The following is a 25,043-nucleotide window of genomic DNA, read 5'->3' on the forward strand; positions in this document are numbered from 1 at the left end:
TCCCAGCCTCTGAAGAACCGCTCACGATGGCACTATGAAAGTGGTTTATTTATAAATCTCTAATGCAACTACTGATAACGGCCTCTTCTCGTCCAGAATCCTGAGTAGAGCCCGGGCCGGTGTGCCAGGCTGTAACGCTTTTGGCAAACCAACCCGACGGTAAAAAGGAAAACCCTTTATTTCCAGCTTTGATAATCCGCAGCGGCGCAGCCAAACGGAGCCCGGCCGTCAGAGAAGCGTTCTTGCAGGCGGGCGCAGCCCCACTCGTTGAGTGCCGCCGGCAGCATGTTGTTGATGTCCATGCCGGGGGAGTTGAATTGCGACGGAGCGCTTGTGACATACCACAGCCAGTAGCCCATGACCGCCACGATGATGACGGCGAGAATGGCGACGAAAGTCCCGAGCCTGCGCAGGAGGCCGGGCCCCTTGTTCATCGACGCGGCCTGGGCGGCGGCAGCCTCCTGTGTCTCGTGCGCGACCATCGGGGCAAGCGATGCGAGAGCTTCCGCGCGCTCCTGTTCCGTCAGGTCGATCCGCTCCAGCTGATCGTCAAGCAGGACAGGCAAGGCGCCGTTACCATGCAGGACTGCAAGCGCCACATCCTGTTTGCCGGTATTGCCTATGACAACGGGAATGCGACCCCGTTCCAGATGCGTGAAGGATTGCCGCTTGGTTTTATCGTCTCTGACCGTATCGGCATAGGTCACGAAAAGACGGCTGCGTTTTTCGGCAACGGCCGTCAGCGCCACCGGAATAACGGTCAAGGGCGCCGGGTTGCGTAGCTGCAGGCGGACCCGCAGCATGCGGACAAGTGTGAACAGCATGGCGAGACTGCCGAAACCAAGCAGAAAGACGAACACGCCGAGTGTAATGATGCGGTTCCAGAGCATGTCCAGACCCAGCGAAATCGTTGCGAGTTCCGGGTTCTTCGCGGAGATGACCAGCCCGGTTTCGTAATCGCCGGAATGGAGATCGACGAACATGACCTCGACATCCTTCTTGTAGCTCACGCCCGCATGGTCGTAGGAAAGATCGGCCTTGCAGGTCGTGAAGATCGCTTTGCGTGTCTTGCAGCTGCCGCTGATATCGCCGTTTTCAATCTCCAGCGGATCCTGGCTGATCTTGTAGTCACGCACGACGCCCGGGCCTTCGGCTACCAGCATGACAATCGTGATTACGAGAAGCACGGGAACGGAGAAGTAATAGGCAGCCGGCACCGAAATGACGCCACGTTTGAGGCTGAGTGGCCGAGACGGAAGTTTTATCTGTGCAAGGTTCATAGTCGTCAACGCATTCTTCGGGAGGTAGGTGAGCGGAGTTCGCGACTCTCGCCCGACGGAAGGAAAAGTTGCCGCACGGTCTAAACCGATGAAGTCCTTGAGAAAACCCCCTGAAATTACGGGATGGTGCGCGGCTATCTCCCGTCCCGGCGCTGTATTCCTGGTCAACGTGCGGGAGAAGACTCTGGCGCATTGGCCCAGTCACGCATAAAAACGGGCGGTAAAACCGCCCGTCACCTGTTTCGCAAACTATGCTTTGCCGTCAGTCCTTCGTGACCTTTTCAAGCCGGGTCGTCTGGCTGGGGTGGCCCACATAATCCTTGACGCGTGCATTCAGCACGATCGGCTCGAATCTTTCGAACATCGGCAGCACCGCAGGCTTCTGCGCGACGAACATTTCCTGCATCTGGGTGTAGATTCCGCCGCGCTTCTTGGCATCAGGCTCGAGTGACGCCTTTGCCGTGAGCGCGGTCAGTTCCGGAATATCCCAGGCCGAGCGCCAGACGAAATTGCCGGCGTTGTTGGCGGCAAGCGAGTTGTCCGGGTTGCTGGAGAACTGCTCCATCGAGCCCAGAACATTCGGCATGTAGGCTCCGGTCTGCGGAATGAGCAGATCAAAATCCCGCGCGCGGTGCGCGGCAATCACGTCCGAGCCGTTACCCTGCTGGATATTGACCTTGATACCAAGCTGGCTGAGCGTGGCCTGAATGGCAGTGGCGAGGTCGATGCGCGGCGTCTGCGCGATCGTCTTCAGATTGAGCGTGAAACCGTTCTCGTAGCCGGCCTCCTTGAGGAGCGCTTTTCCCTTCTCCACGTCGAGCTTCCAATCCGGGCTCGGAATGGCATATTCGAAATTCTCTGGTACCGGCACCGTGCGCGCCCGCCCGTAGGGACCCATGATGGTTTTTTCCATGCCCTTGTAGTCGATGCCGTAGGCGATCGCTTCGCGGACCTTGGGGTTGGACAGGGGCTCCTTGCCGGCATTCATGGACAGGACGTAAAAACCGCCCGTCGGCACACGCTGGATCTGGAAACCGTCCTTGTTGTTGAAGGTCGCGAGATCCGCAGCCGTCAGCGCGCTGGCGATGTCGATATCGCCGCGCTCCAGCATCAGGCGCTCAACCTGGCTTTCCGGCACATGCCGCACGATGACGCGGCGCATTTTGGGGCTACCGGCCACATAGTCCTTATTCGCCTCCAGAATGATGATCTCATTCGGCGACCAGCGGTTCAGGGTGAACGGGCCAGAGCCGGCCGAATTCGTTCTCAGCCATGCATTCCCCCAGTCATCATTGACCTCGTGGGACTTCAGTTCCTTGCTGTCGACCACGCTGGCAATGACCATGGCGAGGCGATAGAGCAGCAATTCCGAAGTCGTTTCACCCGAAAGATCGACGCGAACCGTTTTTTCATCAGGAGCACTTACCAGCTTGTCGATGTTGTCGGCATTGTAGCCCACGCGCTTGAGGTTCGCTGCGGCCGCCTGGTTCATCTTCAGAAGGCGGCTGAGCGAATAAACCACATCGGCCGAGGTCACCGGGTTACCGGAGGCGAAATTCGCCTCGCGAAGATGAAAGGTGATGCCTTTCTCATCCGTTTCCCAGCGCTCGGCGAGCTGCGGCGAAACCTTGCCGGAACCGTCCACCGAGATCAGGCGATCATAAAGATTGGCCATGATTTCGTTGGCTTTTGCCTCGGTGGCCTGATGGGGGTCGAGTGACAGCACCTGGGCCAGCGACGTGCCGATAACCAGCTGGTCGTTGGGGGTTTTGGCCGCGACGGGCGATCCCTGCACGAGCATAGCGCCAAGAACGGTGGTGAATGCGAGACGGATCAATGTTTTTTTCATACCTGCTCCTCCTACAGATCGGTAATTGATGTTCGGGAAAAGCCGCGACGCAGCGGGGCGTCGCGGGCCAAAACGGTCAAAGATGTTTGTTATCAAGTGCTTCGATCAAGGCTGCGATGTAGCCGTAGCAGAAGGCGAAAGCGACGCCGACGGGATCGCGTCCGGCGATCGTCGGCACATGGTCCGGCATGATCATGTAGCGATAACCGAGTTCGTGATAGAGTTTCAGCGAGCGCACCATGTCCATGTCCCCCTCATCGGGGAAAGTCTCCATGAAGGACAATTTCCCGCCGCTGATGTTGCGGAAGTGGACGTTGAAAATCTTGTCGCGGCTGCCGAACCAGCGGATGATGTCGTCGATCTCCTCGCGCGGATCATCAAGCATCTCGCCGATTGACCCCTGGCAGAAATTCAGGCCGTGATAGGGGCTCTCGCGCATCTGCACGAACTTCTTCAGCCCATCGACTGTGCCGAGCACACGGGTGACGCCCCTGTAGCCTGGCGGTGTATAGGGATCATGGGGGTGGCAGGCGAGACGCACCCTGTTGCTTTCAGCAACCGGCACGACGCGTTCGAGGAAGTAGTCGATGCGTTCCCAGTTCTCGTCTTCGGACAGAACGCCGGCGAGGCCCGGTGCGGCATCATGGTCCGCCTTGTCCCAGCGCCATGCCTCGTTGAGCGAACCGCCACGGCCGCGCTCCATCTCCGTGCGCGGAATGCCAATGAGGTTGAGATTGTATTTCGCGGCAGGAATTCCGGCCCTCGCGATATTTTCGATCATCGCGCAGACGGCATCGATCTGCCGGTCGCGATCCGGGCCGGCAAGCAGGATATCGGGATATGACGCCTGCTCGATGGGCCGGGACGGCAACGGCAGTTGCACCATATCGAGGACAAGGCCAAAGCTTTCGACCTTGTCACGGTGGCGCTCGAAATCCTCGAAAGTCCAGCTCGCGGGTGCTCCGGGCGGATCCGCGCTGATGTTTTTGACGCCGAGCTGCGCCCAGACCTTGTAATCCTCGTCATCGCGCGCAGCAACCTGGGTGCCGACATACATCGATTCTCTCCTCTCTCCATGCAAGTCATCATATGACATCGCATGAAATAAGATGAGTGTCGAGATGCTATTGCGCCTCCGAGAGCAGCCTGTATCGCCGCTGGCTTGCCAGCATGTGTTCACGCATGGCTTTTCGGGCCGCATCGGGATCCTGCTCGACGATGGCGCGCAGGATTGCCTCGTGCTCGGCCTGGACTTTGCGAAGATAATTCGCGTCGCCGGTTTCAGGCAGCGTTGGGAACTGCCCACGCGGTATCGAGCGTGAACCGAACTGGCGCAATGCCTCCAGATAGAAGCGGTTATTGGTTGCGGTCGCGATGGCCGAATGGAATTCGTAATCCGCATCGACGGTTGATTCGCCAGCGTCGATGGCACGGGCCATTTTCCGGTGCGCCGCCGAGATTGCCGCTTCCTGCTGGGCCGTCCGGCGATAGGCTGCGATCGCCGCCGCCTCCCCTTCCGTTGCCAGGCGGAACTCCAGCATTTCCAGCGTCTCGGCAATGGTGCCAACTTCAGACTGCGTCAGTTTCACGCCGGCCCATTCACTGTCGCTACTGACAAAAACCCCCTTGCCCTGGATAGGGACGACGTAACCGGCAGAACGCAAATCGGCAATCGCTTCGCGGACCACCGTCCGGCTCACGCCATAAGCGCGTTCCAATTGCGGCTCCGTGGGAAGCTGGTCGCCATTTTTCAGTTTTCCACTGCGAATTTCTGCGCTGAGATTATCGATGATCTGTTGCGCCCGCCTCTCCCGCGGCCTCGCTTTGTCGCCAATCATGCCAGTCTTCCCTCTTGCAGAATACGAATCCCTTCGTTACTCATATGATGACGTGGCGGCACGTCATATGTTTTCATGTTAACTCAGGGAGGGGTTGGGATGAAGTACCATCAAGAGTTTTTACAAAAGAGAATTGCGCGTCTGCGGCGAGCAGCGGGCAAAGGGCCGGCCCCTGACGGATTTCTCTCAAGGAAGTGCGGCCAGCAATGACGGAGATTTCACTGCGCGGGCTTGGGCATCGTTTTCTGCAACTGATCGTCAGCCTCTTCATCCTGCTCTGCATCACCTTCATCATAGGCCGTGTGATGCCGACCGATCCGGTCGGAGCAATCGTCGGCGAGCTTGCCGATCCAAAGGCCTATGAGGCCATGAGGGCGCGGCTTGGCCTTGATCTGCCACTTTATCAGCAGTTCTTCATTTACTTGCGTGGTCTGCTGCATGGGGATTTCGGTATCGCGATCCTGACGGGCAATCCCGTGACGCGCGATCTGGCGCAGGCCTTCCCCGCAACCTTCGAACTTGCGACGCTGGCGATCATCATCTCGACGATCATCGGCGTTCCCCTCGGTCTTGCCGCAGCCCTGTTTCGCGATACGTTCATCGACAAGTTCGCGCGTGTCTTTGCGCTGGTTGGACATTCGATACCTGTCTTCTGGTTCGGCATTGTCGGGCTCGTCATTTTTTATGCCAGTCTCAATCTTGTCGGAGGGCCCGGCCGGGTGGACGTGTTCTACGAGGGTCTTGTGGAACCCAGAACCGGCCTGATGCTGGTCGACAGCCTGCTTGCGGGCGAGACGGAAATCTTCTGGAACGCGCTCGGACACATCATCCTGCCGGCCGTAATCCTTGCCTATATGGCCATGGCCTATATCACCCGCATGACGAGGGCCTTCACCCTCGAACAGCTGAGCCAGGACTATGTTATCGCGGCGCGGGCCAAAGGTGTCAGCCCCGCACGCACCATAACCCGCCATGTACTGCCCAATATCGCCGTGCAGCTCATCACCGTTCTGGCAATTTCCTACGGCAATCTGCTGGAAGGCGCCGTGGTGACCGAGATCGTCTTTTCCTGGCCGGGCATCGGCCAATATATGACCAATGCGCTGCTCATCGGCGACATGAATGCAATCCTCGCCGCCACGATCGTCATCGGCTTCATATTCATGTTGCTCAACTTCCTCGCCGATCTGGCCTACACCACGCTTGATCCCCGTACACGGGAGGCCGCACGATGACCGATATCGCGCAAAACAATACCGTCGATCGCCCCGGCGTCCTGTCGCGCCTGTCGACCACAACCGTGCGGACACTTAGGAAGCTCGCAGATGAGCCACTTGGGATGTTCGGCTTCGCCATCCTGGCGGTTCTGGTTCTGGTCGCCATTTTCGCTCCGCTCATTGCGCCTTACGATCCTGCCCGTCAGGCGCTCGAAAACGCGCTTCAGCCGCCAAGCTGGGCGCATCTGGCCGGAACCGACGAATTTGGCCGCGATATTTTCAGCCGGCTCGTCTACGGCACCCGCATCACCATCCAGACCGTCCTGTCGGTCTCGGTCATCGTTGGTCCGATCGGCCTTGCGATTGGCGTCATGGCGGGTTTCTTCGGCGGGCGCACCGATGCCATCTTAATGCGCGCGACCGATATCGTCCTCTCCTTCCCCTCGCTCGTGCTCGCACTTGCCTTTGCGGCAGCGATGGGAGCCGGTCTCGGAACAGCGATCATCGCGATCTCGCTGACGGCGTGGCCACCGATTGCGCGTCTCGCCCGCGCGGAAGCACTGGTGGTGCGAAACACCGATTATGTGGCCGCCGCCCGCCTCTACGGTGCCTCGCCGCTGCGCATCCTGTTTCTCTATATCGCGCCGATGTGCATTCCCTCGGTCATCGTTCGCCTCACGCTGAACATGGCGGGCATCATCCTGACGGCTGCTTCGCTCGGCTTTCTCGGCCTTGGGGCGCAGCCGCCGCTGCCTGAATGGGGTGCGATGATCTCCAGCGGCCGCAAATTCATGCTCGATTACTGGTGGGTCGCCGTCATGCCCGGCATTGCCATCCTCCTGACGAGCCTTGCCTTCAACATCGCCGGCGATACGCTGCGCGACCTTCTGGATCCGCGTCATGCCCGTTCCTGACAGCACTCCCATACTCTCGGTACGCGACCTCAATGTCCGTTTTGGGCGCAATGCCATTTCCGCCGTTTCCAACGTCAATTTCGACGTCGGCCGCGAAAGGGTCGGTATCGTCGGTGAGTCCGGTTCCGGCAAATCCACCACCGGCCGGGCCGCCATGCGCCTTTTGCCAAAGAGCGCGACGGTGACGGCGGAGAAAATGGATTTTCTCGGCAAACCGCTGCTCACAAAAACCGAACGGCAGATGGGCGCGATCCGCGGCAGCGAGATGGCGCTGATCATGCAGGACCCGCGTTATTCGCTGAACCCGGTGCTGCCCATCGGCAAACAGGTGGCGGAAGCCGCCGAACTGCATCTGGCGCTTACCGGCCAGGGGGCAAGGGCTGCGGCGCGCGACATGCTGCTGCGCGTACGTATCAACGATCCCGACCGCGTCATGGCGCTTTATCCACACCAGATATCGGGTGGCATGGGGCAGCGGGTGATGATCGCCATGATGCTGCTCGCCAAGCCGAAGCTTGTCATCGCCGACGAACCGACCTCGGCCCTCGATGTCAGCGTGCGCAAGGATGTACTTCTGCTTCTGGACGAGATGGTGCGCGAGAACAATTCCGGCCTGATCCTCATCAGCCACGACATCCGCATGGTGGCGGCGTTCTGCGAACGCGTGCTGGTCATGTATGGCGGGCGCGTCGTGGAAACGCTGACGAAGCTTGAAGATGCGCGGCATCCCTATACGCGCGGCCTGATCGCGGCCATGCCCGATCCCCGCAATCCGGTCAGGCGCCTCAAGGTGTTGGATCGTCAGGCAATCGATGCGGAGGTGATGCGATGATCACGGTAGACAAGCTCGACGTCGTCTACGGCGCCAAGGAAAAACGTAACCACGTCGTACGCGGCGTCAGCCTTACGGTCAACAAAGGCGAAACCCTCGGAATTGTCGGCGAAAGCGGCTGCGGCAAATCGACCTTGCTGCGCTCGCTGGCAGGTCTGGAGGGTGGCTGGACCGGCTCGATAAGCTTTAATGGAAAACCGGTCGGCAAGACCCGCAGCCGCGACGAACTGAAACTGGCCCAGATGGTGTTTCAGGATCCCTACGGTTCGCTGCATCCTCGCCACCGCATCGGTCGGGCTCTGGCCGAGCCCATCCGCGCCATGGGGCTTGGCGACGGCTGGTCGAAGGTTCCCGCCGCCCTGCAACAGGTTGGCCTGCCTGCGCATTTTGCCGAGCGGTTCCCGCATGAACTTTCCGGCGGTCAGCGCCAGCGCGTGGCAATCGCCCGCGCGCTGATCCTCGAACCACCTATCCTGCTGCTCGATGAACCGACATCCGCGCTCGACGTTTCCATCCAGGCCGAAATCCTCAACCTTCTTGCCGACCAGCGCGAAGAACGCGATCTGACCTTTGTTCTCGTCAGCCATGATCTGGCTGTCATCGCCCATATGTGCGATCGCGTGCTGGTGATGCAGAACGGCGTTTTTGTGGATGAGCTGACCAAGGCCGACCTTGAAGCAGGCGTTACCCATGCCGCCTATTCAGGCGAGCTGTTCGAAAGCAGCTTTCTTTGAGATGATCGGTCGCGGAGATGGCTGAAGCGCGGCCGGACCTTTCTGGACGCGCGCCGGGGCTCAGTTCAGCCGATTGCCGTTCTCGTCCGAAAACAGATGAATGCCATCCAAAGACGGGGATATCCTTATCTCCTCGCCGACCGCTTGGACTATGCGTTCGCGAAAAACGCCGAGCACCCGCGAACCACCCAGTGTCATGGTGACCTGCGTTTCCGATCCCAGCGGTTCGACGAGCAGGATCTCGGCCGGCACGCCCGCGGGATCAAGGGCGAAATGCTCGGGCCGGATGCCATAAGTCGCCCCTTTTCCCGCAAGAGCGGCGGCAGCGGCCGGCAATGGCAAGACCACACCGCCGGTTTCAAAACCGGCTTGCGATATCACGCCGGGCAGAAAATTCATGGAAGGTGAGCCTATGAAGCCGGCAACGAACTGGTTTGCCGGACGGTCGTAAAGTTCGAGCGGCGTGCCGACCTGCTCGACACGGCCGCCGTTCAGCACGACGACCCTGTCAGCCATCGTCATCGCCTCCACCTGGTCATGCGTCACATAGATCGTGGTGGTCCTGAGTTTCTGATGCAAAGCCTTGATCTCGCCACGCATCACGACGCGCAGTTTGGCATCAAGGTTTGAGAGGGGTTCGTCGAAGAGGAACACCTGCGGATTGCGAACGATGGCGCGGCCCATTGCAACGCGCTGGCGCTGACCGCCGGAGAGCTGGCGGGGATAACGGTCGAGCAATGCGGTGAGACCAAGGATCTCCGCCGCCCAGTTCACCTTCTCGGCGATTTCCTGTTTGCTTGAGCCGCGATGCTCCAGCGAAAAGCCCATATTGGTTGCGACCGTCATATGCGGGTAAAGAGCGTATGACTGGAACACCATGGCGATGTCGCGGTCCTTGGGATCGAGATCGTTGACGATCCGCTCGCCGATCTTGAGTTCACCACCCGTGATCGTTTCGAGACCGGCGACCATCCGCAGCAGGGTGGACTTGCCGCAGCCGGAGGGGCCGACGAGGACGACAAATTCGCCATCCCTGATATCGAGATCGACGCCGTGAATGGTTTTTACCGCGCCATAGCTTTTGCGGATGTCGGACAGGGTTACGTTAGCCATCGATTAAATCCGGTTCTTCAGCCCTTGAGGCCGGTATGGGCGAGGCCTTCGACGAACTGCTTCTGGGCAATCACGAAGACGATGAGCACGGGCAGCGCCGTCAGCGTCGCTGCGGCAAGCTGGATATTCCACATCGGTCCGCCATAGGCGTCGGTATATTGGGTCAGCGCCTGCGGCAGCGTGAACATCTCTGCGCTGGAGAGAAAGACGATGGGCTCAAGGAACAGGTTCCAGGAGTGCAGGAAGGTGAAGATCGCAACCGAAGCCAGGGCCGGTTTTGCCAGCGGCAGCGCGATCTTGCGGAATATCTTGAAGCGCCCGAGACCATCGACACGCGCCGCCTCTTCGAGCTCGGCGGGCAGCGTCACGAAGAACTGCCGCATGACGAAAGTGGCAAAAACACTAGGCGCGCCGAAGATCGGCACAAGAATGAGCGGCCAGTGTGTGTTGACCATGCCCGCCTTCAGAAACATCTGAAACAGCGGCACGATCGTGACTTCCGACGGAATGAGCAGGCCAAGCAGCACGACCATGAAAATGAGATTTGCGCCCGGAAACCGGATCCGCGCAAAAGCATAGCCTGCCATGGACGATATGATCATCGTTCCTGCCGTCACCACAGCGGCAATATAGGCGGAGTTCCAGTATTGCCGCACGAAAGGCTGCAACTCGAAGACCTTGGAATAGCTCGTCCAGTCCTGGTTTTGCGGGAAGAATTGCGGCGGGAAGGCGAAGATATCACTGATCGGCTTGATCGATGACGTCACCATCCACCAGGTCGGAAAGACGAACGGGACCAGGAGCACGCACAACACCCCGTAAAGAGCGACCTGCATGCGTGGGGAAAGGTCAGCTTTCATAAAAGACGATCCTCTTGCGCATCTGCCACTGGGCGAAGGTCAGTACGGCGACGATCACAAACAGCAGGATGGACAGCGTCGAGCCGTAGCCAAAGAAATGAAACTGGAAGGCCTGCTGATAGAGGTAATAGACCAGCACCGTGGTCGAGAGACCCGGCCCCCCCTGGGTCAGAACTGCGATCTGCGCAAAAACCTGCAGCGAGCCAACAATCGTAATGATCGAGGTTAACAGGATCGTCGGGCTGATCAGCGGCAGGGTAATGCGACGAAACTGCTTGAAGGCGGGCGCGCCATCGATGCGGGCGGCTTCGTAAAGTTCTTTCGGCACACCCTGAAGTGCTGCCAGAAACAGGATCATGTTAAGCCCGACATTCTTGAAGACCTGCACGACGATGACTGAAATCATCGCGGTCGTTTCCTCGCGCAGCCAGTTGGGGCCTTCGATGCCGACCATCAGCAACATGCCGTTGATGCCGCCATTTTTCTGCAACAGGAACCCCCAGACGATCGTCCAGGCAACCAGCGAAACGACAACCGGCGAGAAGAACAGCGTCCTGAATATCGCAATGCCAGCCAGTTTCTGGTTCAGCAATACGGCCAGAAGCAACGCCAGTGACAGGTTGAACACGACGAGCCCGGCCGAAAAAATCGCCGTCGCGCCAAGGACGTCGCGAAGATTGTCGTCCTCGACCAACATCCGGTAGTTCTGCGCACCCGTATAGGTGAAGGTGTTGGCAAGCACATTCCATTCATGCAGCGAATACCAGAACACCAGCCCGAGCGGGATCAGAACAAAGATGACGATGCCGATCAGCTGCGGGGCGATGAACAGGAATCCCGCAAGGCTGTCGCGCCGCGCGATGGTCCAGAACGCCGGGGCCGGACGATCCTGAGTACGGGCAATATCCTGCGCGACAGCCATGGTTTTCTCCTCAGCGCTTCAAGAGCGGCCCGATCTGGCCGCAGATTTTCTGAAGCGCACCGGCCACATCGGCCTGCGGCCGCCAGACGGCGTCGAGGTTCGAACGCACGATCTGCTGGATCTGCGCAAACCCGGTGTGGCCGGGCATGACCTTGCCGGTCGAGATGCCGGAGATGACAACCTTTTCGATCTGCTCCTCGCTGAGCAGCGGGTTCGTCTTTTTCAGCACCTGCGCATTCAGCAAAGACTTGCGCGCTGAAGGGAAGAACTGGCTGAGTTTGGCGGAATTTTCCGGATTGGTCATGTAAGCCACGAATTGCGCCGCGGTCTCGGCATTCTTGCCTGATTGCATGACGCCGATACCCGCCTGGCCGATCAGCGCATAATCGCCCGCAGGGCCCTTCGGAAGAGGCACGAGGTCCCAGCCAAATGGCTTGTCCTTCGGCAGAAGCGAGGCGCGGCTGATCTGCGTAATCGTCATCGCCGCATTGCCAGCGAAGAAATCGACCGTCTCGCCGGGGCCCGGAATGGCCTTCTTGTCGAAGATGGCGTCGTGGATGAACGAAATGGCATCCGCCATCGGCTTTTCCGCCATGGTGCAGGTGGCGCCGTCAGCACTCCAGGGTGAAGCCCCCCAGCCATTCCAGACGGAAGTGAGATATTGCCAGTTCTGGTAATTGAAATCGCGGACGACAAGCCCGCCCTTTCCGGTCTTGGCGACAGCCGACGCCGTGGCGATGGCGTTGTCCCACGTCCATTCGCCGGCAGCGATCATGTCGGCAGGGGTTTTGGCACCGGCAGCCTTGATAAGATCGTTATTGACGAAGACGGCGAAGGGCGAGGTCGAAAACGGATAGGCGTAAAGCGTACCGTCCTGCGACCAGCGTTCCGTGGCGCCGGCACCGACCTCCTCAAGATTATATCCCGGCGCAGCCTTCAGTGTGTCCGTCAGCGGGTAGAGCGCCCCGGACTTGACGAAATCATAAGCCGACGTCTCGAAAATCCAGGCCATGTCAGGTGCGTTGCCGCCCGCGATCTGTGTGGTGAGTGCAGTCGTGTAGGTATCGAAAGGCAGGGACTCATAAGTCACGCTGACATTTGGATGATCCTTCTTGAAACCGGCTGCGATCTCGTTGAAGAGCTTGAGATGCGCCTCGTTGGCGCTCCAGATCGTCATGCGCAGATTAACCGCATCCTGCGCAATCGCTCCGCCCGCAAACGCAAGCGAGCCAATCAGGGCAAGCGCACAGGCCGTGGATTTCAGTTTAAAATGATTGTTCATTCCCGGTCCTCCTCCAAAGATGGGTTCGATGAGACGGCAAACCGCCGTCCTAATAGGCCGCGATATCAGGCCAGCGTATTTCGATGCCCTGACGGGTCAGCTGCGTCTGGAAGGCTTCCAGGCGGTCATCGTCTTCCTGCACCTGATGTGGCGTGAGGCCATTTTCCAGGCAGTGCGCCGCAAGCATCCCGGCCACTTCGCCGATGTTCCATTCGACCGGATGCAGGCGGTAGCAACCATTGGTAATATGCGTCGTGCCGATGTTCTTGCCGGCCGGGATCAGGTTTCTCACCCGCTGCGGGATCAGCGCACCGAGCGGTATTTCAAACGGGCAGGATGGCACGTCGATATAGTTGTCGCCGCCGGTGGATGGATGCAGGTCGATGCGGTACATGCCGATACCGATGCTGTCGCGATAGCGGACCGCGCCTCTTTCGCCGCGAACCGTATAGGAAAGATCCTGCTCGACGATGCGCGTCACCGGCTTGATACGGCGGCTTTCGCGAATGTAGGGTGCCATGGCAAGCCCATGTTCGGTGCCGGTGATATCGCCACGCAGCCGAAGCCCGCGAAACCCCTGCCCGCCATCAAGGCGCGGCGCTTCCGTCTGCAGCCAGTAAAAGACCGAATAAGAAAGATCTGCCGCCGCCTTCAGGTGGCGCGCCTTTTCTTCCTCGGTCACATCGATGATCGTGCCATCCATGTAATCGATCATCGGCCAATTCACGAGGCAGATATCCGATTGGTAGAAGCCGGGCGCAAAGTTTTTCCGTGCCGCGATGCGCCGGAAAATCCAGAGATTCTCATCACCGCCGCCCTTGCGCTGATCGGCATCGACCAGCAGCGGATTATCATCGGGATTTGGCGTGAAGGAGCGGGTGGTATGCTCCAGCGTGCGCGGATGGGGCGCGGTGAAGCCGAGGAGCGGCCCGCCCCAGAAATGCGGCTGGTAAGAGCGCCAATAGTCGTAGTTTTCAGGCTTGTCGATCGTCTGGTCGCCATCGACATGGTCAATGGCAAAGCAGATTGAGACAGCCTGCACATTGTCCGGTTGAGCGTGCTCAGGCGCGCTCGGTTCCCCCGTGTCAGACTGCGCCTCAAAACCCTTGGCATATTCCGTGCCGGTCATCGGCAGCAGATCGCCAAGTTCGGTGGCGTCGAGTACGTAATCGGCGGATATGACGATTTCAGCGCCGCCGTCGCGATGGCGGAGGGTCACGGAGCGAACCAAGTCGCCGTCCACATCGGCCCCGACGGGACGCCAGGGCTTGAGTATCGTCAGGCGACCTGCGCCAATATAGGGCACCAGCATGCTTTCCATGACCGCGAGGCTGACACGCGGCTCGGCGCAGATGCGGCTCACCCATCCGCCGCCCGGATTAAGGTCGCCCCAAGCGCGCGCGCCTTCCGTCAGCGGATAATGGTCTCGATAATATTGCCGCACACCGTTGCGCAGCGCCCGGTAGGACCGGGTGATGCCGAACTGTTCAACCCATGTATGCTCGTCCGAGGGAACGGCCTGACTGGTCAATTGGCCGCCGATCCAGTCGTATTCTTCGGTCATGATCACGCGTTTGCCCGCTCGTGCGGCCGCCAGTGCCGCCGCTACGCCGCCAAGGCCGCCACCGACCACGAGAATATCTGCTTTCATGTCTTTCACGACGTCACATCCGTTTTGTTGACTGAGGACTTGTTTGCCGAGCCGGTCGGGGCCGGCCCCAACGTCTCTCCCTTGACGGGTTCACATTTGAGAAGGATCTGCCCACCGGCGCTGCCGGTCTCGATGCGGTTGACCAGCATGGCGGTTGCCTGCCGCCCCATCTCCTCGCGCGGAATTTCATAGGAGGTGAAACGCACGGGACTGCGTGCGGCCCTGATATGGCTGCCAAGCACGATCATCGAAAATGCGTCCGGCACGACAAGCCCCCTCGCCCGCGCCAGCGCCTCGACGCGCACGGCATCGGCCAATTCTATGAAGAAGGCGACTGTGGCCCCGCTCTCAATGATGGCATCAAGTATTTTCTCGGCCGGGCGGTTGACCGCCTTGATATGCAGGGCAATCGTGGCCGCATCTGCGAGCGCCGCGCTGAAACCTTGCCAGCGATCGGCAATCGATTCTGCCGGACCCTGAGGGCCGATATAGGCGAGCCTGGTGTGTCCCAGCGCGATGGCGTCTTCGACGAGCTGACGCGTTCCCGCGGCGTAGTCACCGCCGACATAGGGAACCGGCCCACCGGCATCTTCACGCCGGCCGATCGCGACGAAGGGATAGTCTTCCGAAACCAGCCGGGCGAGTTCCTTGCGATCGAACTCGCGGCCGAGAACCAGACAGCCGTCCGCAATCCGAAGCCTGTTGCCTTCCGAGAAAATCTTGCGGTTATCGCCGACACCGGCGCTCGTCAGCAGCAGAAGATCATAAGCCTGCTGCTGCGCCTCTTCTTCGATACCCAGCAGAAAGGGCGTGAAGAAGTCAGCCTGAGCGCTGGGGAATGCTGGCTCATAGGTGAAAACGCCGAGGATCCGGTTCAGCCCCTTGGCCATGCGCCGCGCAATCGGATCGGCAACATAACCGGTCTGGCGAATGACGGCCTGCACCCTTTCCCGGGTTTCGTCCGGGATGCGCGCGACCGCTGCCGGCGCGCCGTTCAGAACAAGCGACACCGTTGCCTGGCTGACACCGGCAAGCTTGGCGATATCGTTCTGCGTGAGACGTCTGTGACTGGACACGCCATGCCCTCCTCCGGCATTCGTTCCGTGCTAATACGCATTAGCTGCTAATGCGTATTAGCACCATCTTAGCGTAGGGAGTCAAGCGATAAAGTGCATTCGCTGAAAGGGTTGCAGATTATCGCAAGCCTGCGCTGCAATGGCAAAACGCGGCAGAAACGGCAATGTCAGCTGTAAAAAACAGCGGTCGGCCCGGATTTACGGATTCGAGGATGCTTTTTCGCCCGCAAGCTTCTGCTCAAGCAACCAAGTCCACATCGCCTCGTCGTTCAGCACTTTTCCCTCGACCGCCTGATGGTCAGTGTCCTCAAGCACATTGAGCCGAACATTGCGCTTCAGCTCCTTAAGACGTTGCACGAGCACCACTGTATCGGACAGCGGGATCACCTCGTCATCTGCACCATGAAAGGCCCAGAAAGCCGCCTTCTCGTTCGTTCGATTGAGGTAGTGCCGAATGCCGCCGCCGGCAATCGGAACCACCGCGGCGAAAGTTTGAGGAAACTGTTCTGCCATGGACCATGCGCCGAACCCTCCCCGGCTATAGCCGATCAGATAGATGCGCTCCCGGTCGACCCGATGGTTGGCCACCACCGCCTCAAGAACGCTTGCGACACGCTCGATCGGATAAAGTAGTTCCTCACTCGGATTTTGGGGTGAAAACACCAGGAAGGGAAACTCACGTCCGTCCTCTATCATTTTCGGCAAGCCGCTCGACCGTAGCTTTTCGACGTCGCTACCGCCCTGATCGCCGCCATGCAGCCAGACGACAAGAGGATAGGTCTTGTTCGAGCCGGCGTAATCCTTGGGCGTATAAAGCAGGTAGTTGAGGTCAGAAGCGATGGTGACATCGGATTTCATCGCTTTCTGTTCGGCCTGTGCAAATGTCGAGGCAGTGATTGCAGCCAGAGCGATCAGGCAGGATTTAAGTCGTCTCATGATTTTTTCCTCCCAGTGAATAAGCCTCTTCGGGGTAATGACCGTTAAATCCGATCGGGTTCAACGCTCCCGGAAAAAGCAGGAAAAGCGCCTCGGAAAACATGAAATATTTCTTTATTTCAAACCAATGAGACAACTGCCTCATCTGATTTCCGGCGATGCGACGACAGCATATCCGCTTCCACTCCTGAGGCAACATTCGAGGAAGAGACTTCAGAAATCGAGCTGTCAGGTGATGGCGCCAATCGGACTTGTGAAGCAAGGCTTTTACGTTCAGCATTTGTTCTGGCTTGCTGTTTGAGTCTTTGCTAATCATTGCGGCACGAAGGCGAAATGGCGGCGCGGGCTCAGCCGCCCGCCGTTTTCGGGGAGGCAACTTCGCCTAGGGCAAGTATCAAGGATTAGTGCAGGATGGCGGTTGCCTATCTGGAAAAACTGAACGAGCAGCAACGCAAGGCCGTGGAACATGGTGTTGGACTGGTGGATGGACATGTCGCCGGTCCGCTTCTGATCATCGCCGGCGCCGGCTCTGGAAAGACCAACACGCTGGCTCACCGTGTTGCGCATCTGATCGTGAATGGCGCCGATCCCCGCCGCATCCTGCTGATGACATTCTCACGGCGCGCAGCTTCCGAGATGGCGCGCCGTGTCGAACGGATATGCAAACAGGTCCTCGGGGCAAATTCGGCAATCATGACAGATGCATTGGCCTGGTCCGGCACGTTTCACGGCATTGGTGCACGGCTGTTGCGCATCTATGCCGAGCAGATCGGCCTCAACATCGATTTCACCATCCACGACCGCGAAGACAGCGCCGACCTCATGAACCTTGCCCGGCACGAGCTGGGGTTTTCCAAAACCGAAAGCCGCTTTCCGACAAAGGGCACCTGTCTTGCGATCTATTCGCGCGTCGTGAATTCCCAGACGCCACTCAAGGACATCTTGCGCCAGCATTATCCCTGGGTTGCCAACTGGGAAAGCGAACTCAAGGAACTGTTCGCGGCCTATGTCGAGGCCAAACAGGTCCAGAACGTGCTCGATTACGACGATCTTCTGCTCTACTGGGCCCAGATGGTCAGCGACCCCGTTCTGGCCAACGATATAGGCAACCGCTTCGACCATGTGATGGTCGATGAATATCAGGATACCAACCGGCTGCAGGCTTCGGTGCTGATGGCGCTGAAGCCCGGTGGCCGCGGCTTGACCGTGGTGGGCGACGACGCGCAGTCTATTTATTCTTTCCGGGCGGCGACCGTGCGCAACATCCTCGATTTCCCGGCTTCCTTCAGCCCGGCGGCCGATATCATCACGCTGGATCGCAACTATCGCTCGACGCAGCCGATCCTTGCAGCCGCCAACGGGGTCATCGATCTCGCGCGCGAGCGCTTCACCAAGAATCTCTGGACCGAGCGGCAGTCGCTGGAGCGCCCGAAACTCGTGACGGTGAAAGACGAGACCGAGCAGGCGAACTTCATCATCGACCAGATCCTCGCCAATCGCGAAACCGGCATGACTTTGAAACAGCAGGCCGTGCTGTTCCGCACCTCCAGCCATAGCGGCCCGCTCGAGGTGGAACTGACCCGCCGCAACATACCCTTCGTCAAATTCGGCGGCCTGAAATTCCTGGACAGCGCCCATGTGAAAGATATGCTGGCCGTGCTGCGTTTCGCACAGAACCCGCGCGACCGCGTCGCCGGTTTCCGGCTGCTGCAGATGCTGCCAGGCATCGGACCAAAAAAGGCTGGCAATATTCTCGAGACAATCGCGAGGGATCCCGAACCCTTGCTTGCGCTCGCCGAAATTCCGTCGCCGCCGAAGACCGGTGATGACTGGGCAGCCTTTACACAAATGCTGGTGGGCCTGCGACACGCGCCGAATGACTGGCCGGGCCAGATCGGGCAGGCGCGGCTGTGGTACGAACCGCATCTGGAACGCCTGCATGAGGATGCGGACACCCGCAAGGCCGATCTGCTGCAGCTAGAGCAGATCGCTGGCGGCTACCCTTCACGCGAACGCTTCCTGACCGAACTGACACTCGATCCGCCCGACGCCACCAGCGATCAGGCCGGCGTGCCGCTGCTCGACGAGGATTATCTCAGCCTCTCGACCATCCATTCGGCAAAAGGCCAAGAGTGGCGCTCCGTCTTCATCCTCAATGTGGTCGACGGCTGCATCCCCTCGGACCTCGGCGTCGGCACCACCCAGGAACTGGAGGAGGAACGCCGGCTGCTCTACGTCGCCATGACGCGCGCCAAGGACAGCCTGTCGCTGATCACGCCGCAACGTTTCTTCACCGGCGGCCAGAGTTCTCAGGGCGACCGGCATGTTTACGCCGCCAGAACTCGCTTCATACCGGCGACGCTGTTGCAATTTTTCGAAACGATGAGCTGGCCACTGGTTTCAGCCGCCGCTTCGGAACGCAGCGCGCAGCAGATCCGGATTGATGTGGGTGCCCGGATGCGGGCGATGTGGAAATGAAAAGCGGGGCGTTCACCCCGCTGTAACTGACGATTATTTTCCGATCAACGCCGTCATCATAACGTCAGGATGCGCCGCGACTGGTCGGCACCTATCGCGTAGCGCGCTTCGGAAGAGTGAGGCGACGACGCCTAAATATTCAACAGCAAGAGGTCAGTATGCGGGGAAGCGCCGTTGCTCTCGCTTTCAATCATTCTAGCGTACATTTCATCGAGGTCCTGGCTGTCAACTCTTACTGGACCGCCCCTTTCCTGAGAGGCGCGGATATCAATGATGGCCTTTCGTTTGGCTGCTAGTTCTTTGAAAACCGCAAACCCTCCCGATCGCTCGAGCCCATAGGGCCAAAACTCCGTCACTATTGGTGCGTCCGCCTCAATGAGCGAGCGCGCACCAGATAGAACCTGCCCTTCGTGCCCTTGGGTGTCAATCCACACCAACCCAATATCGCTATACTCAACGCCCGAGGAAGCTATGATGTCATCAAGAGGCCTAGTAGCGATAACATGGGTTTCCCAAGTTTCCTCACCGTGCACAGATCGCGCTTCGTTTTTGTGTCCGACGCGATGGTCTCCGAAATTATAAGGCGAAATCTGGATTTCGATCTGCCCTTCGGCGTTGGATGCAGCAACCAGATGGTTGACGCAGGCCGTATCGACGTCGTGAAGAATTTGGTTCACGCGCAGCAAACGGAAATTGTTCCGGTCAGCCTCAACACATACAGCTTTTGAAAACCCCGATGTGAGGGCGAAAATCGAGTGGGTGCCTATGTTTGCACCGACATCAACAAATACATTGCGACGGACGACCAAACCGCAACTTTCGGCAATTTCTATAGCGCCACTTATGGCCCGTTCCTCAAAGCCACCAGAGGATCGAATGCTGTGGCCAATCACCTTGTCCGCAGTGTAGGTAACAAAGGCGCCCGATGTCGTGTCAGTTATCGAAAACCTATGCCTATCCATTTCCTGAGCCGCAACATAACGGTTGTGCTCTTCAGAGATAGCTACCCCCATAACAAATTCGTAGGTGTCGGCGCCCTGCCCAATGTCGTCGTTCTCTGGATCTCGACCTAGAAGATTGTTGTAGGCTTTGACGACCTGATCCCTGTTAATCACGCTTCCCGACATCTCTCCCCTCTTTCCCCTGCGAAGACTGAGCCCTATACGATCTAGCGGCGGAATCACACGCTAAATCGGCGTGGGATGAAGCATCATAGACCCTTCTACCTGCCACTGAACTTTAATCCAACGGCGATTAGTGCCCCGGCGGTTCAGATCACCGGAAATGGGCGGTTTTTCATCGCCGCCGATGCCGCGAGGCTGTTCCAGCGCTCGGGCGTCCGCTCCTACGCGCTCAACGCCACTGGCATCACGCTTGCCGAACAATTGCTCGAGCTTGAAAACGGCCACGTCCTCATTATGCTCCTGCACGGCCGCGCCCACCGCGAAGCGAACACCGCCATAGCCGAAGCCGCCTCGATACTCCGATCGTCATGCTGCTCAGCCACGAAGACAGCGTGCTCAAAAAACACCCCAACGCCAGTCTCTTCCTGCCCCGCGCCAAAAACGAAGGCGCGGCGCTGCACGCCCCGACCTTCATCGCCATAGAAACCATCGCGCTTACCCTCTCCGCCGCCTGCCCCGAGCGAAGCCTTGAGACGCTCGAGCTCCTGGTGGAGCTGAGGACGTCGATCAGGCCGCATAAGCGAGTGTGATTTTCCTTGAGCACGGCATACATAAGAATTTTCTAGATGTTGTTCGGCGAATGGTCTAGGTGGTAAAAGGTGCGAACGCCACCTTTGATGCTTTGAATGACGTGCAGTTTAAAACTTCAGGCAACTGTTACGCGATCAGCATAACGCCATGGTAGGCGCATATAATGGAGATATCCAATTTATTGAATCGAGTATCAGCCCACCTTTTTTTAAAAATCTAAGCTGATGCACCCTCTTCAAGACTCTAACTGCGCGAAAAAATCAATGAACAACTCTGTTCCACAGTCGGAAAAAATAGAGCACATCTTGAAACAGCCTGTGGAATACGCGGATATCGATATCGATCGGTATCAAGGCGTGTTGCTCGATCTGGATGACACGCTGTACCTCTATGAACCCTGCCATCAAATAGCTCTGGCTCACTGTTTCGCCGAAAATAGCTTAGGTCTGTCGGAACGGGATTTTAATCATTCGTATCGCGAAGCTAGAAATTTGGTGACTGCTCGACTATATCCACAGGGTGTATGCCGTTCACGTCTCCTCGCCTTCCAGTTGATGTGCGAAGATGCAAAGGTTCCACGACCGTTTTCGGCAGCCCTCGACCTCGATGAAGTCTATTGGACGACATTTCTAGCAAACATGAAGATTGATCCGTCGGCGGACGCGTTTCTCACTCGTTGTGCTGCAAAAAATTTGCCTGTTTGTGTCGTCACAGATATGACCGCGCATATTCAAATTAAAAAGTTGCATGCACTTGGAATAGATGGAGCAATTTCTTCACTCGTAACGTCTGAAGAAATCGGAGCCGAAAAACCGGATCCAAGGATGTTCTTTAAAGGATTGGAAAAGTTGGGGACTTCCACTAAGCACACTATCATGTTGGGTGATAGTTTTAGTAAAGACGTCCAGGGAGCGCTTGCAGCAGGCATCCAGGCTCGACTGATCAAGCTGCAAGACCAATGAGCGCGATGATTTCGAACCGAATAACCAATAGCCCTGTTTTCAAGTTCCTGATCGTTGGCGGCATCTCAACTCTCGTTAACTACTCCGCCTACGTTCTTCTGTTCACCGTTTTTGGCTACACGTATTCCATTGCTTTCGTAGCTGGATTTCTCTCCGGCGTAGCATTTGGATACTATTTTAACAAAAGGTGGGCTTTCGGAAAGCGGGAGGCGTCCAACCTTCGATTGGTGCTGAGCTATTTTGTCGTTTATGCACTATCAATGATAGCGGGAATTTTGGTTTTGAAGTTTCTTGTAACAGGAATGGAGGTTCATCCTTTAATTGCAAATTTCTTTACCATCGTATTGACGACATGCACTAATTTCGTGGGTCTACGCTATTTGGTGTTCCGATGATTAGTCATATCCAGAAAACCCGGGATAATCTGAGAATTCGAGTGTTGGGATGGACAGCAACCATCACTCATTCAAAGGCTTTCTGGCTCATACTAGCCTTGAAAATCATTGCGTCGTGTTTCTTTGGTTCTGAATACCTGACAAAGCTATTTATTCCATTTCTTGACAGTTTCGCCTCATCTCCATCAGTAAATCCGTATGATTTGTTTTGGAGCTCAGGAAACACTACCAATTTTCCGTACCCCGCAGCGATGCTATACATTATGGCATTTCCGCATTGGCTATTGAGCCAAATCGGCTTAAATTCCAATCTGCTAAATATTGAACTTTTTATATATCGAATTCCAATTCTGTTGGCAGATATAGCTATATTTCTAACACTGAGCCGCTGGCATCGGCGACGGGTTGAATTGGTCTTATGGCTGTACTGGGCATCACCGGCACTATTTTATATTAACTATCTGCATGGTCAACTGGATGCAGTTCCAGTGGCTCTCGCTATTCTGTCCACCTATTTTCTGTTTTCAAACCGCCCATTCATTTCAGCACTCATTCTCGGGTTGGCCATCTCCACAAAAATGCACATGCTGCTCATGGCCCCTTTCGTGCTGGTTTATCTTTGGCAAGATTACACACGATTTGCACCGGTACTGAAATATGGCGTGACCATGTGTCTCTCCTTCTTGATTATAAACGCACCATATTTGTTAAGCGATGGCTTCATTCATATGGTTTTTATGAACGCACAGCAAAACAAGGTTGGGCTTGCCGCATTTTCACTGAACAATGGGATCGAATTCTACCTCATCCCCGCCCTTCTTATGGCGCTCATCATATATGCCACACACATCCAGATAAGGAATCGAGATGTATTCCTGATATTTATTGGATTTTCATTTGGAATAATACTCTTGTTCATCCCGCCGTCTCAAGGATGGTATTACTGGGTATTGCCGTTTTTCATCTATTTCTACGTAAGATCACCAAGATCATACTTTCCGGTTATAATTGCCTTGCAGGCTGCGTACTTTTTATATTTCGCTCTCATTACCGATTCGGATTTCACGACACTCTTGCAGGTTGGAGATTTTGTCACTCGCGAATCTCTGTACGCGACTTTATCCCGCCTGGGAATTGATGCGCCCATCGCACTCAATTCCGCATTCACAGGCTTGCAGACCCTGCTGCTTCTCAATTGTGTCGTCGTCTTTTACCAGGGCGTGTATATCCCGCAGCGCCGCAGCATCATGGCGCGCCCGTTTATGCTTGGGATTGCAGGCGACTCCGGAGCTGGAAAGTCAACCATCTCCTCCTGTATCCAAGATTTGTTTGGGGTCTCACAGCTTGCCGTCATCTGCGGCGACGACATGCATAAGTGGCAACGCGGACATTCCCAATGGCATGAACTGACGCATTTGGACCCACGTGCAAACGAGCTTCACAACGAACTTCAATACCTCAAGCTTCTTCGCGAAAACAAGCTGATCTGGCGCAGGCACTACGACCACAATACCGGAAAATTTACCAACGAGTTGCCGATAAGCCCTCGTCCGGTGATGGTCATGGAAGGGCTTCACTCGTTTTATCTAAAACCTGCCCGAGACCTATTTGACCTGAAAATATTCGTTAAGCCGGATCCCACTTTGCTTCTCCATCGCAAAGTCGTCCGCGACATGAAAAAGCGGAACTATACCAAGGAAAAAGTTATCCGATCCATTGAAGAGAGAAGGAAGGATTCCGAGAAATATATCGTCACTCAGGAGCGGTATGCAGACATAATCGTTTCCCACATGTTGCGCCAACCCATAGCGACAGAAGACATAGGAAACCCTGAGATCGCGGCTGAAGAATGGCTGCGCGTCACGCTGTCCAATGAATATTTCCTTGACCCCATCATCACAGATCTCCTGGAAATGCTGCCAGGCGCAGTCAGCCACTATTATGACGAGAACGACTTACAGGTTCTGGACTTTGATCGCCCTCCGGAAGTCGAGGATATTCTCGCGCTCGGCGAAAAATATGTTGAGGGTCTTCAGCAGTTCGGTATCTACGATCCGAAGTGGCGTGGCGGCTGGCAGGGCCTAATGCAACTTTTAATTGGTTATTGCATCTTTCACGGCTGGGAATCAGAATATGGTAGCTGACCTTCAAACGCTGGTAACAATTTCTCGCCAATTAGGAAGCGAGGTCGGATATATCCAAGGTGGCGGCGGAAACACGTCACTCAAGGTGAATGATGATGAAATGTACATCAAGGCGTCTGGTCGCTCGCTTGCCGAAGTCGACGCAGAAAACGGCTTTTTGGCAGTCAATTGGCGTCAGGTGAAGGCGGGCTTGTCGACATGCGAAACTGAAGGAACTTATAGCGAACTGCTAGCCGAAAGCTCTTTCAGCGCCGACAAGACGGTTAGGCCATCCATCGAGACCGGCTTTCACGCGCTTCTCGGTCGATGTGTGGTACACAGCCATTCTGTATGGTCGAACATCCTCAATTGTTCGGAGGAAGGTCCAGCGATCATTGGGAAGCTCTTCCCAAATGCTTTATGGATCGAGTACGAAACACCAGGTTTGCATTTGACGAAGGCCATAATGGCGCGCACCAATAAATTGGATCAGCAGATTCTATTTTTGCAAAATCATGGGCTGATCGTATGGGCCGACGATGAAAAAAATGCATCGATCCTGCATCAATCAGTAAACGATAAGATACGAGAACATTTCAATGGAGGACTTCAGTTCCCGGCTGCGGATGTCGCGGTTCCTCTCTCATTTCGCGACGGGCTTCTTTTCCCCGATCAAGCGGTTTATCAGAGCAATATAGACTTGGCGCATAGTCGTGCCGGACGAGAAACAATGCTCGCCTGTGATTTTATACTTCACAATATTATAAAATTAGGATTGACGGTCAATTTCATTAGAAGCTCAGAGAAAGACGTGTTGCTGAACCTTGAGACGGAAAAGTATAGACAGAGGCTGATAACCGAATGAA

At 56.8% G+C, this 25,043-nt stretch carries 23 protein-coding genes; 10 read left to right on the top strand and 13 right to left on the bottom strand.

The window, feature by feature from the left end; genetic code table 11:
* Positions 1-176: 176 nt before the first annotated feature.
* From WA845_RS17340 to WA845_RS17355, 4 genes are all read right to left on the bottom strand, one after another.
* The gene (locus tag WA845_RS17340; RefSeq protein ID WP_048902936.1) at positions 177-1,280 is read right to left on the bottom strand and encodes a hypothetical protein; all 1,104 of its coding nucleotides are present in this window, start codon (positions 1,278-1,280) and stop codon (positions 177-179) included.
* 262 nt (positions 1,281-1,542) lie between these two features.
* Positions 1,543-3,081 (bottom strand): ABC transporter substrate-binding protein, encoded by a 1,539-nt coding sequence (locus WA845_RS17345; RefSeq protein ID WP_278068055.1) that lies wholly within the window; start codon positions 3,079-3,081, stop codon positions 1,543-1,545.
* A 124-nt stretch (positions 3,082-3,205) separates the two neighbouring features.
* Positions 3,206-4,186, bottom strand: coding sequence for a mannonate dehydratase (locus WA845_RS17350; RefSeq protein WP_004444768.1), 981 nt, complete (start codon positions 4,184-4,186; stop codon positions 3,206-3,208).
* Positions 4,187-4,253: 67 nt separating this feature from the next.
* Positions 4,254-4,967, bottom strand: a complete 714-nt coding sequence (locus WA845_RS17355; RefSeq protein WP_004444769.1) for a FadR/GntR family transcriptional regulator — start codon at positions 4,965-4,967, stop codon at positions 4,254-4,256.
* A 206-nt stretch (positions 4,968-5,173) separates the two neighbouring features.
* Between WA845_RS17355 and WA845_RS17360 the strand changes: the two genes are divergently transcribed.
* Genes WA845_RS17360 through WA845_RS17375 form a run of 4 tightly spaced genes read left to right on the top strand, consistent with a single transcriptional unit; the run spans position 5,174 to position 8,664 of the window.
* The gene (locus WA845_RS17360; protein WP_022563795.1) at positions 5,174-6,202 is read left to right on the top strand and encodes an ABC transporter permease; all 1,029 of its coding nucleotides are present in this window, start codon (positions 5,174-5,176) and stop codon (positions 6,200-6,202) included.
* Positions 6,199-7,098: an ABC transporter permease gene (locus WA845_RS17365; protein WP_034497999.1), complete on the top strand. Its 900-nt coding sequence runs from the start codon at positions 6,199-6,201 to the stop codon at positions 7,096-7,098. The genes WA845_RS17360 and WA845_RS17365 overlap by 4 nt, the downstream gene beginning before the upstream one ends.
* Positions 7,085-7,930, top strand: coding sequence for an ABC transporter ATP-binding protein (locus tag WA845_RS17370; protein ID WP_337322480.1), 846 nt, complete (start codon positions 7,085-7,087; stop codon positions 7,928-7,930). The genes WA845_RS17365 and WA845_RS17370 overlap by 14 nt, the downstream gene beginning before the upstream one ends.
* Positions 7,927-8,664 (top strand): ABC transporter ATP-binding protein, encoded by a 738-nt coding sequence (locus tag WA845_RS17375; protein WP_034498002.1) that lies wholly within the window; start codon positions 7,927-7,929, stop codon positions 8,662-8,664. The genes WA845_RS17370 and WA845_RS17375 overlap by 4 nt, the downstream gene beginning before the upstream one ends.
* Positions 8,665-8,724: 60 nt before the next feature.
* Here the strand turns inward: WA845_RS17375 and WA845_RS17380 are convergent, their stop codons facing one another.
* From WA845_RS17380 to WA845_RS17410, 7 genes are all read right to left on the bottom strand, one after another.
* Positions 8,725-9,777 carry an ABC transporter ATP-binding protein gene (locus WA845_RS17380; protein ID WP_108081281.1) on the bottom strand — a complete coding sequence of 351 codons (1,053 nt, stop codon included), beginning with the start codon at positions 9,775-9,777 and terminating at the stop codon, positions 8,725-8,727.
* Between the two features lie 17 nt (positions 9,778-9,794).
* The gene (locus tag WA845_RS17385) at positions 9,795-10,637 is read right to left on the bottom strand and encodes a carbohydrate ABC transporter permease (protein ID WP_337322481.1); all 843 of its coding nucleotides are present in this window, start codon (positions 10,635-10,637) and stop codon (positions 9,795-9,797) included.
* Entirely contained in the window at positions 10,627-11,559 is a 933-nt protein-coding gene (locus WA845_RS17390; RefSeq protein ID WP_112416243.1) for a carbohydrate ABC transporter permease, read from the bottom strand. Before WA845_RS17390 ends, WA845_RS17385 begins: the two co-directional genes overlap by 11 nt.
* Before the next feature lie 10 nt (positions 11,560-11,569).
* Positions 11,570-12,841, bottom strand: coding sequence for an ABC transporter substrate-binding protein (locus WA845_RS17395; protein WP_004444781.1), 1,272 nt, complete (start codon positions 12,839-12,841; stop codon positions 11,570-11,572).
* Between the two features lie 49 nt (positions 12,842-12,890).
* Positions 12,891-14,492 (bottom strand): FAD-dependent oxidoreductase, encoded by a 1,602-nt coding sequence (locus WA845_RS17400; protein WP_337322500.1) that lies wholly within the window; start codon positions 14,490-14,492, stop codon positions 12,891-12,893.
* Between the two features lie 5 nt (positions 14,493-14,497).
* Positions 14,498-15,568, bottom strand: coding sequence for a LacI family DNA-binding transcriptional regulator (locus WA845_RS17405; RefSeq protein WP_080823173.1), 1,071 nt, complete (start codon positions 15,566-15,568; stop codon positions 14,498-14,500).
* 198 nt (positions 15,569-15,766) lie between these two features.
* Positions 15,767-16,504 (bottom strand): prolyl oligopeptidase family serine peptidase, encoded by a 738-nt coding sequence (locus WA845_RS17410; RefSeq protein ID WP_112767008.1) that lies wholly within the window; start codon positions 16,502-16,504, stop codon positions 15,767-15,769.
* A gap of 411 nt (positions 16,505-16,915) precedes the next feature.
* Here WA845_RS17410 and WA845_RS17415 point away from each other — a divergent pair, with 411 nt between their 5' ends.
* Entirely contained in the window at positions 16,916-18,982 is a 2,067-nt protein-coding gene (locus WA845_RS17415; RefSeq protein WP_337322482.1) for an ATP-dependent helicase, read from the top strand.
* A 131-nt stretch (positions 18,983-19,113) separates the two neighbouring features.
* Here the strand turns inward: WA845_RS17415 and WA845_RS17420 are convergent, their stop codons facing one another.
* Both WA845_RS17420 and WA845_RS17425 read right to left on the bottom strand, forming a co-directional pair.
* Positions 19,114-20,109: an FkbM family methyltransferase gene (locus WA845_RS17420; RefSeq protein ID WP_337322483.1), complete on the bottom strand. Its 996-nt coding sequence runs from the start codon at positions 20,107-20,109 to the stop codon at positions 19,114-19,116.
* Positions 20,110-20,169: 60 nt separating this feature from the next.
* Entirely contained in the window at positions 20,170-20,391 is a 222-nt protein-coding gene (locus tag WA845_RS17425) for a hypothetical protein (RefSeq protein ID WP_337322484.1), read from the bottom strand.
* Between the two features lie 83 nt (positions 20,392-20,474).
* Between WA845_RS17425 and WA845_RS17430 the strand changes: the two genes are divergently transcribed.
* The 5 genes from WA845_RS17430 (at position 20,475) to WA845_RS17445 (ending at position 25,042) form a co-directional block, all read left to right on the top strand.
* Positions 20,475-20,696 carry a hypothetical protein gene (locus tag WA845_RS17430; protein WP_337322485.1) on the top strand — a complete coding sequence of 74 codons (222 nt, stop codon included), beginning with the start codon at positions 20,475-20,477 and terminating at the stop codon, positions 20,694-20,696.
* A gap of 264 nt (positions 20,697-20,960) precedes the next feature.
* A complete protein-coding gene (locus WA845_RS17435) occupies positions 20,961-21,659 on the top strand; it encodes an HAD family hydrolase (protein ID WP_337322486.1) in 699 nt (232 codons plus the stop codon).
* 5 nt (positions 21,660-21,664) lie between these two features.
* A complete protein-coding gene (locus WA845_RS25295; RefSeq protein WP_443111971.1) occupies positions 21,665-22,054 on the top strand; it encodes a GtrA family protein in 390 nt (129 codons plus the stop codon).
* Entirely contained in the window at positions 22,051-24,198 is a 2,148-nt protein-coding gene (locus tag WA845_RS17440) for a hypothetical protein (RefSeq protein WP_337322487.1), read from the top strand. Before WA845_RS25295 ends, WA845_RS17440 begins: the two co-directional genes overlap by 4 nt.
* Positions 24,188-25,042 carry a class II aldolase/adducin family protein gene (locus tag WA845_RS17445; RefSeq protein WP_052686814.1) on the top strand — a complete coding sequence of 285 codons (855 nt, stop codon included), beginning with the start codon at positions 24,188-24,190 and terminating at the stop codon, positions 25,040-25,042. Before WA845_RS17440 ends, WA845_RS17445 begins: the two co-directional genes overlap by 11 nt.
* Position 25,043 lies beyond the last annotated feature (1 nt).

The organism is Agrobacterium sp. CMT1 (assembly GCF_037203725.1).
Classification (GTDB): domain Bacteria; phylum Pseudomonadota; class Alphaproteobacteria; order Rhizobiales; family Rhizobiaceae; genus Agrobacterium; species Agrobacterium pusense.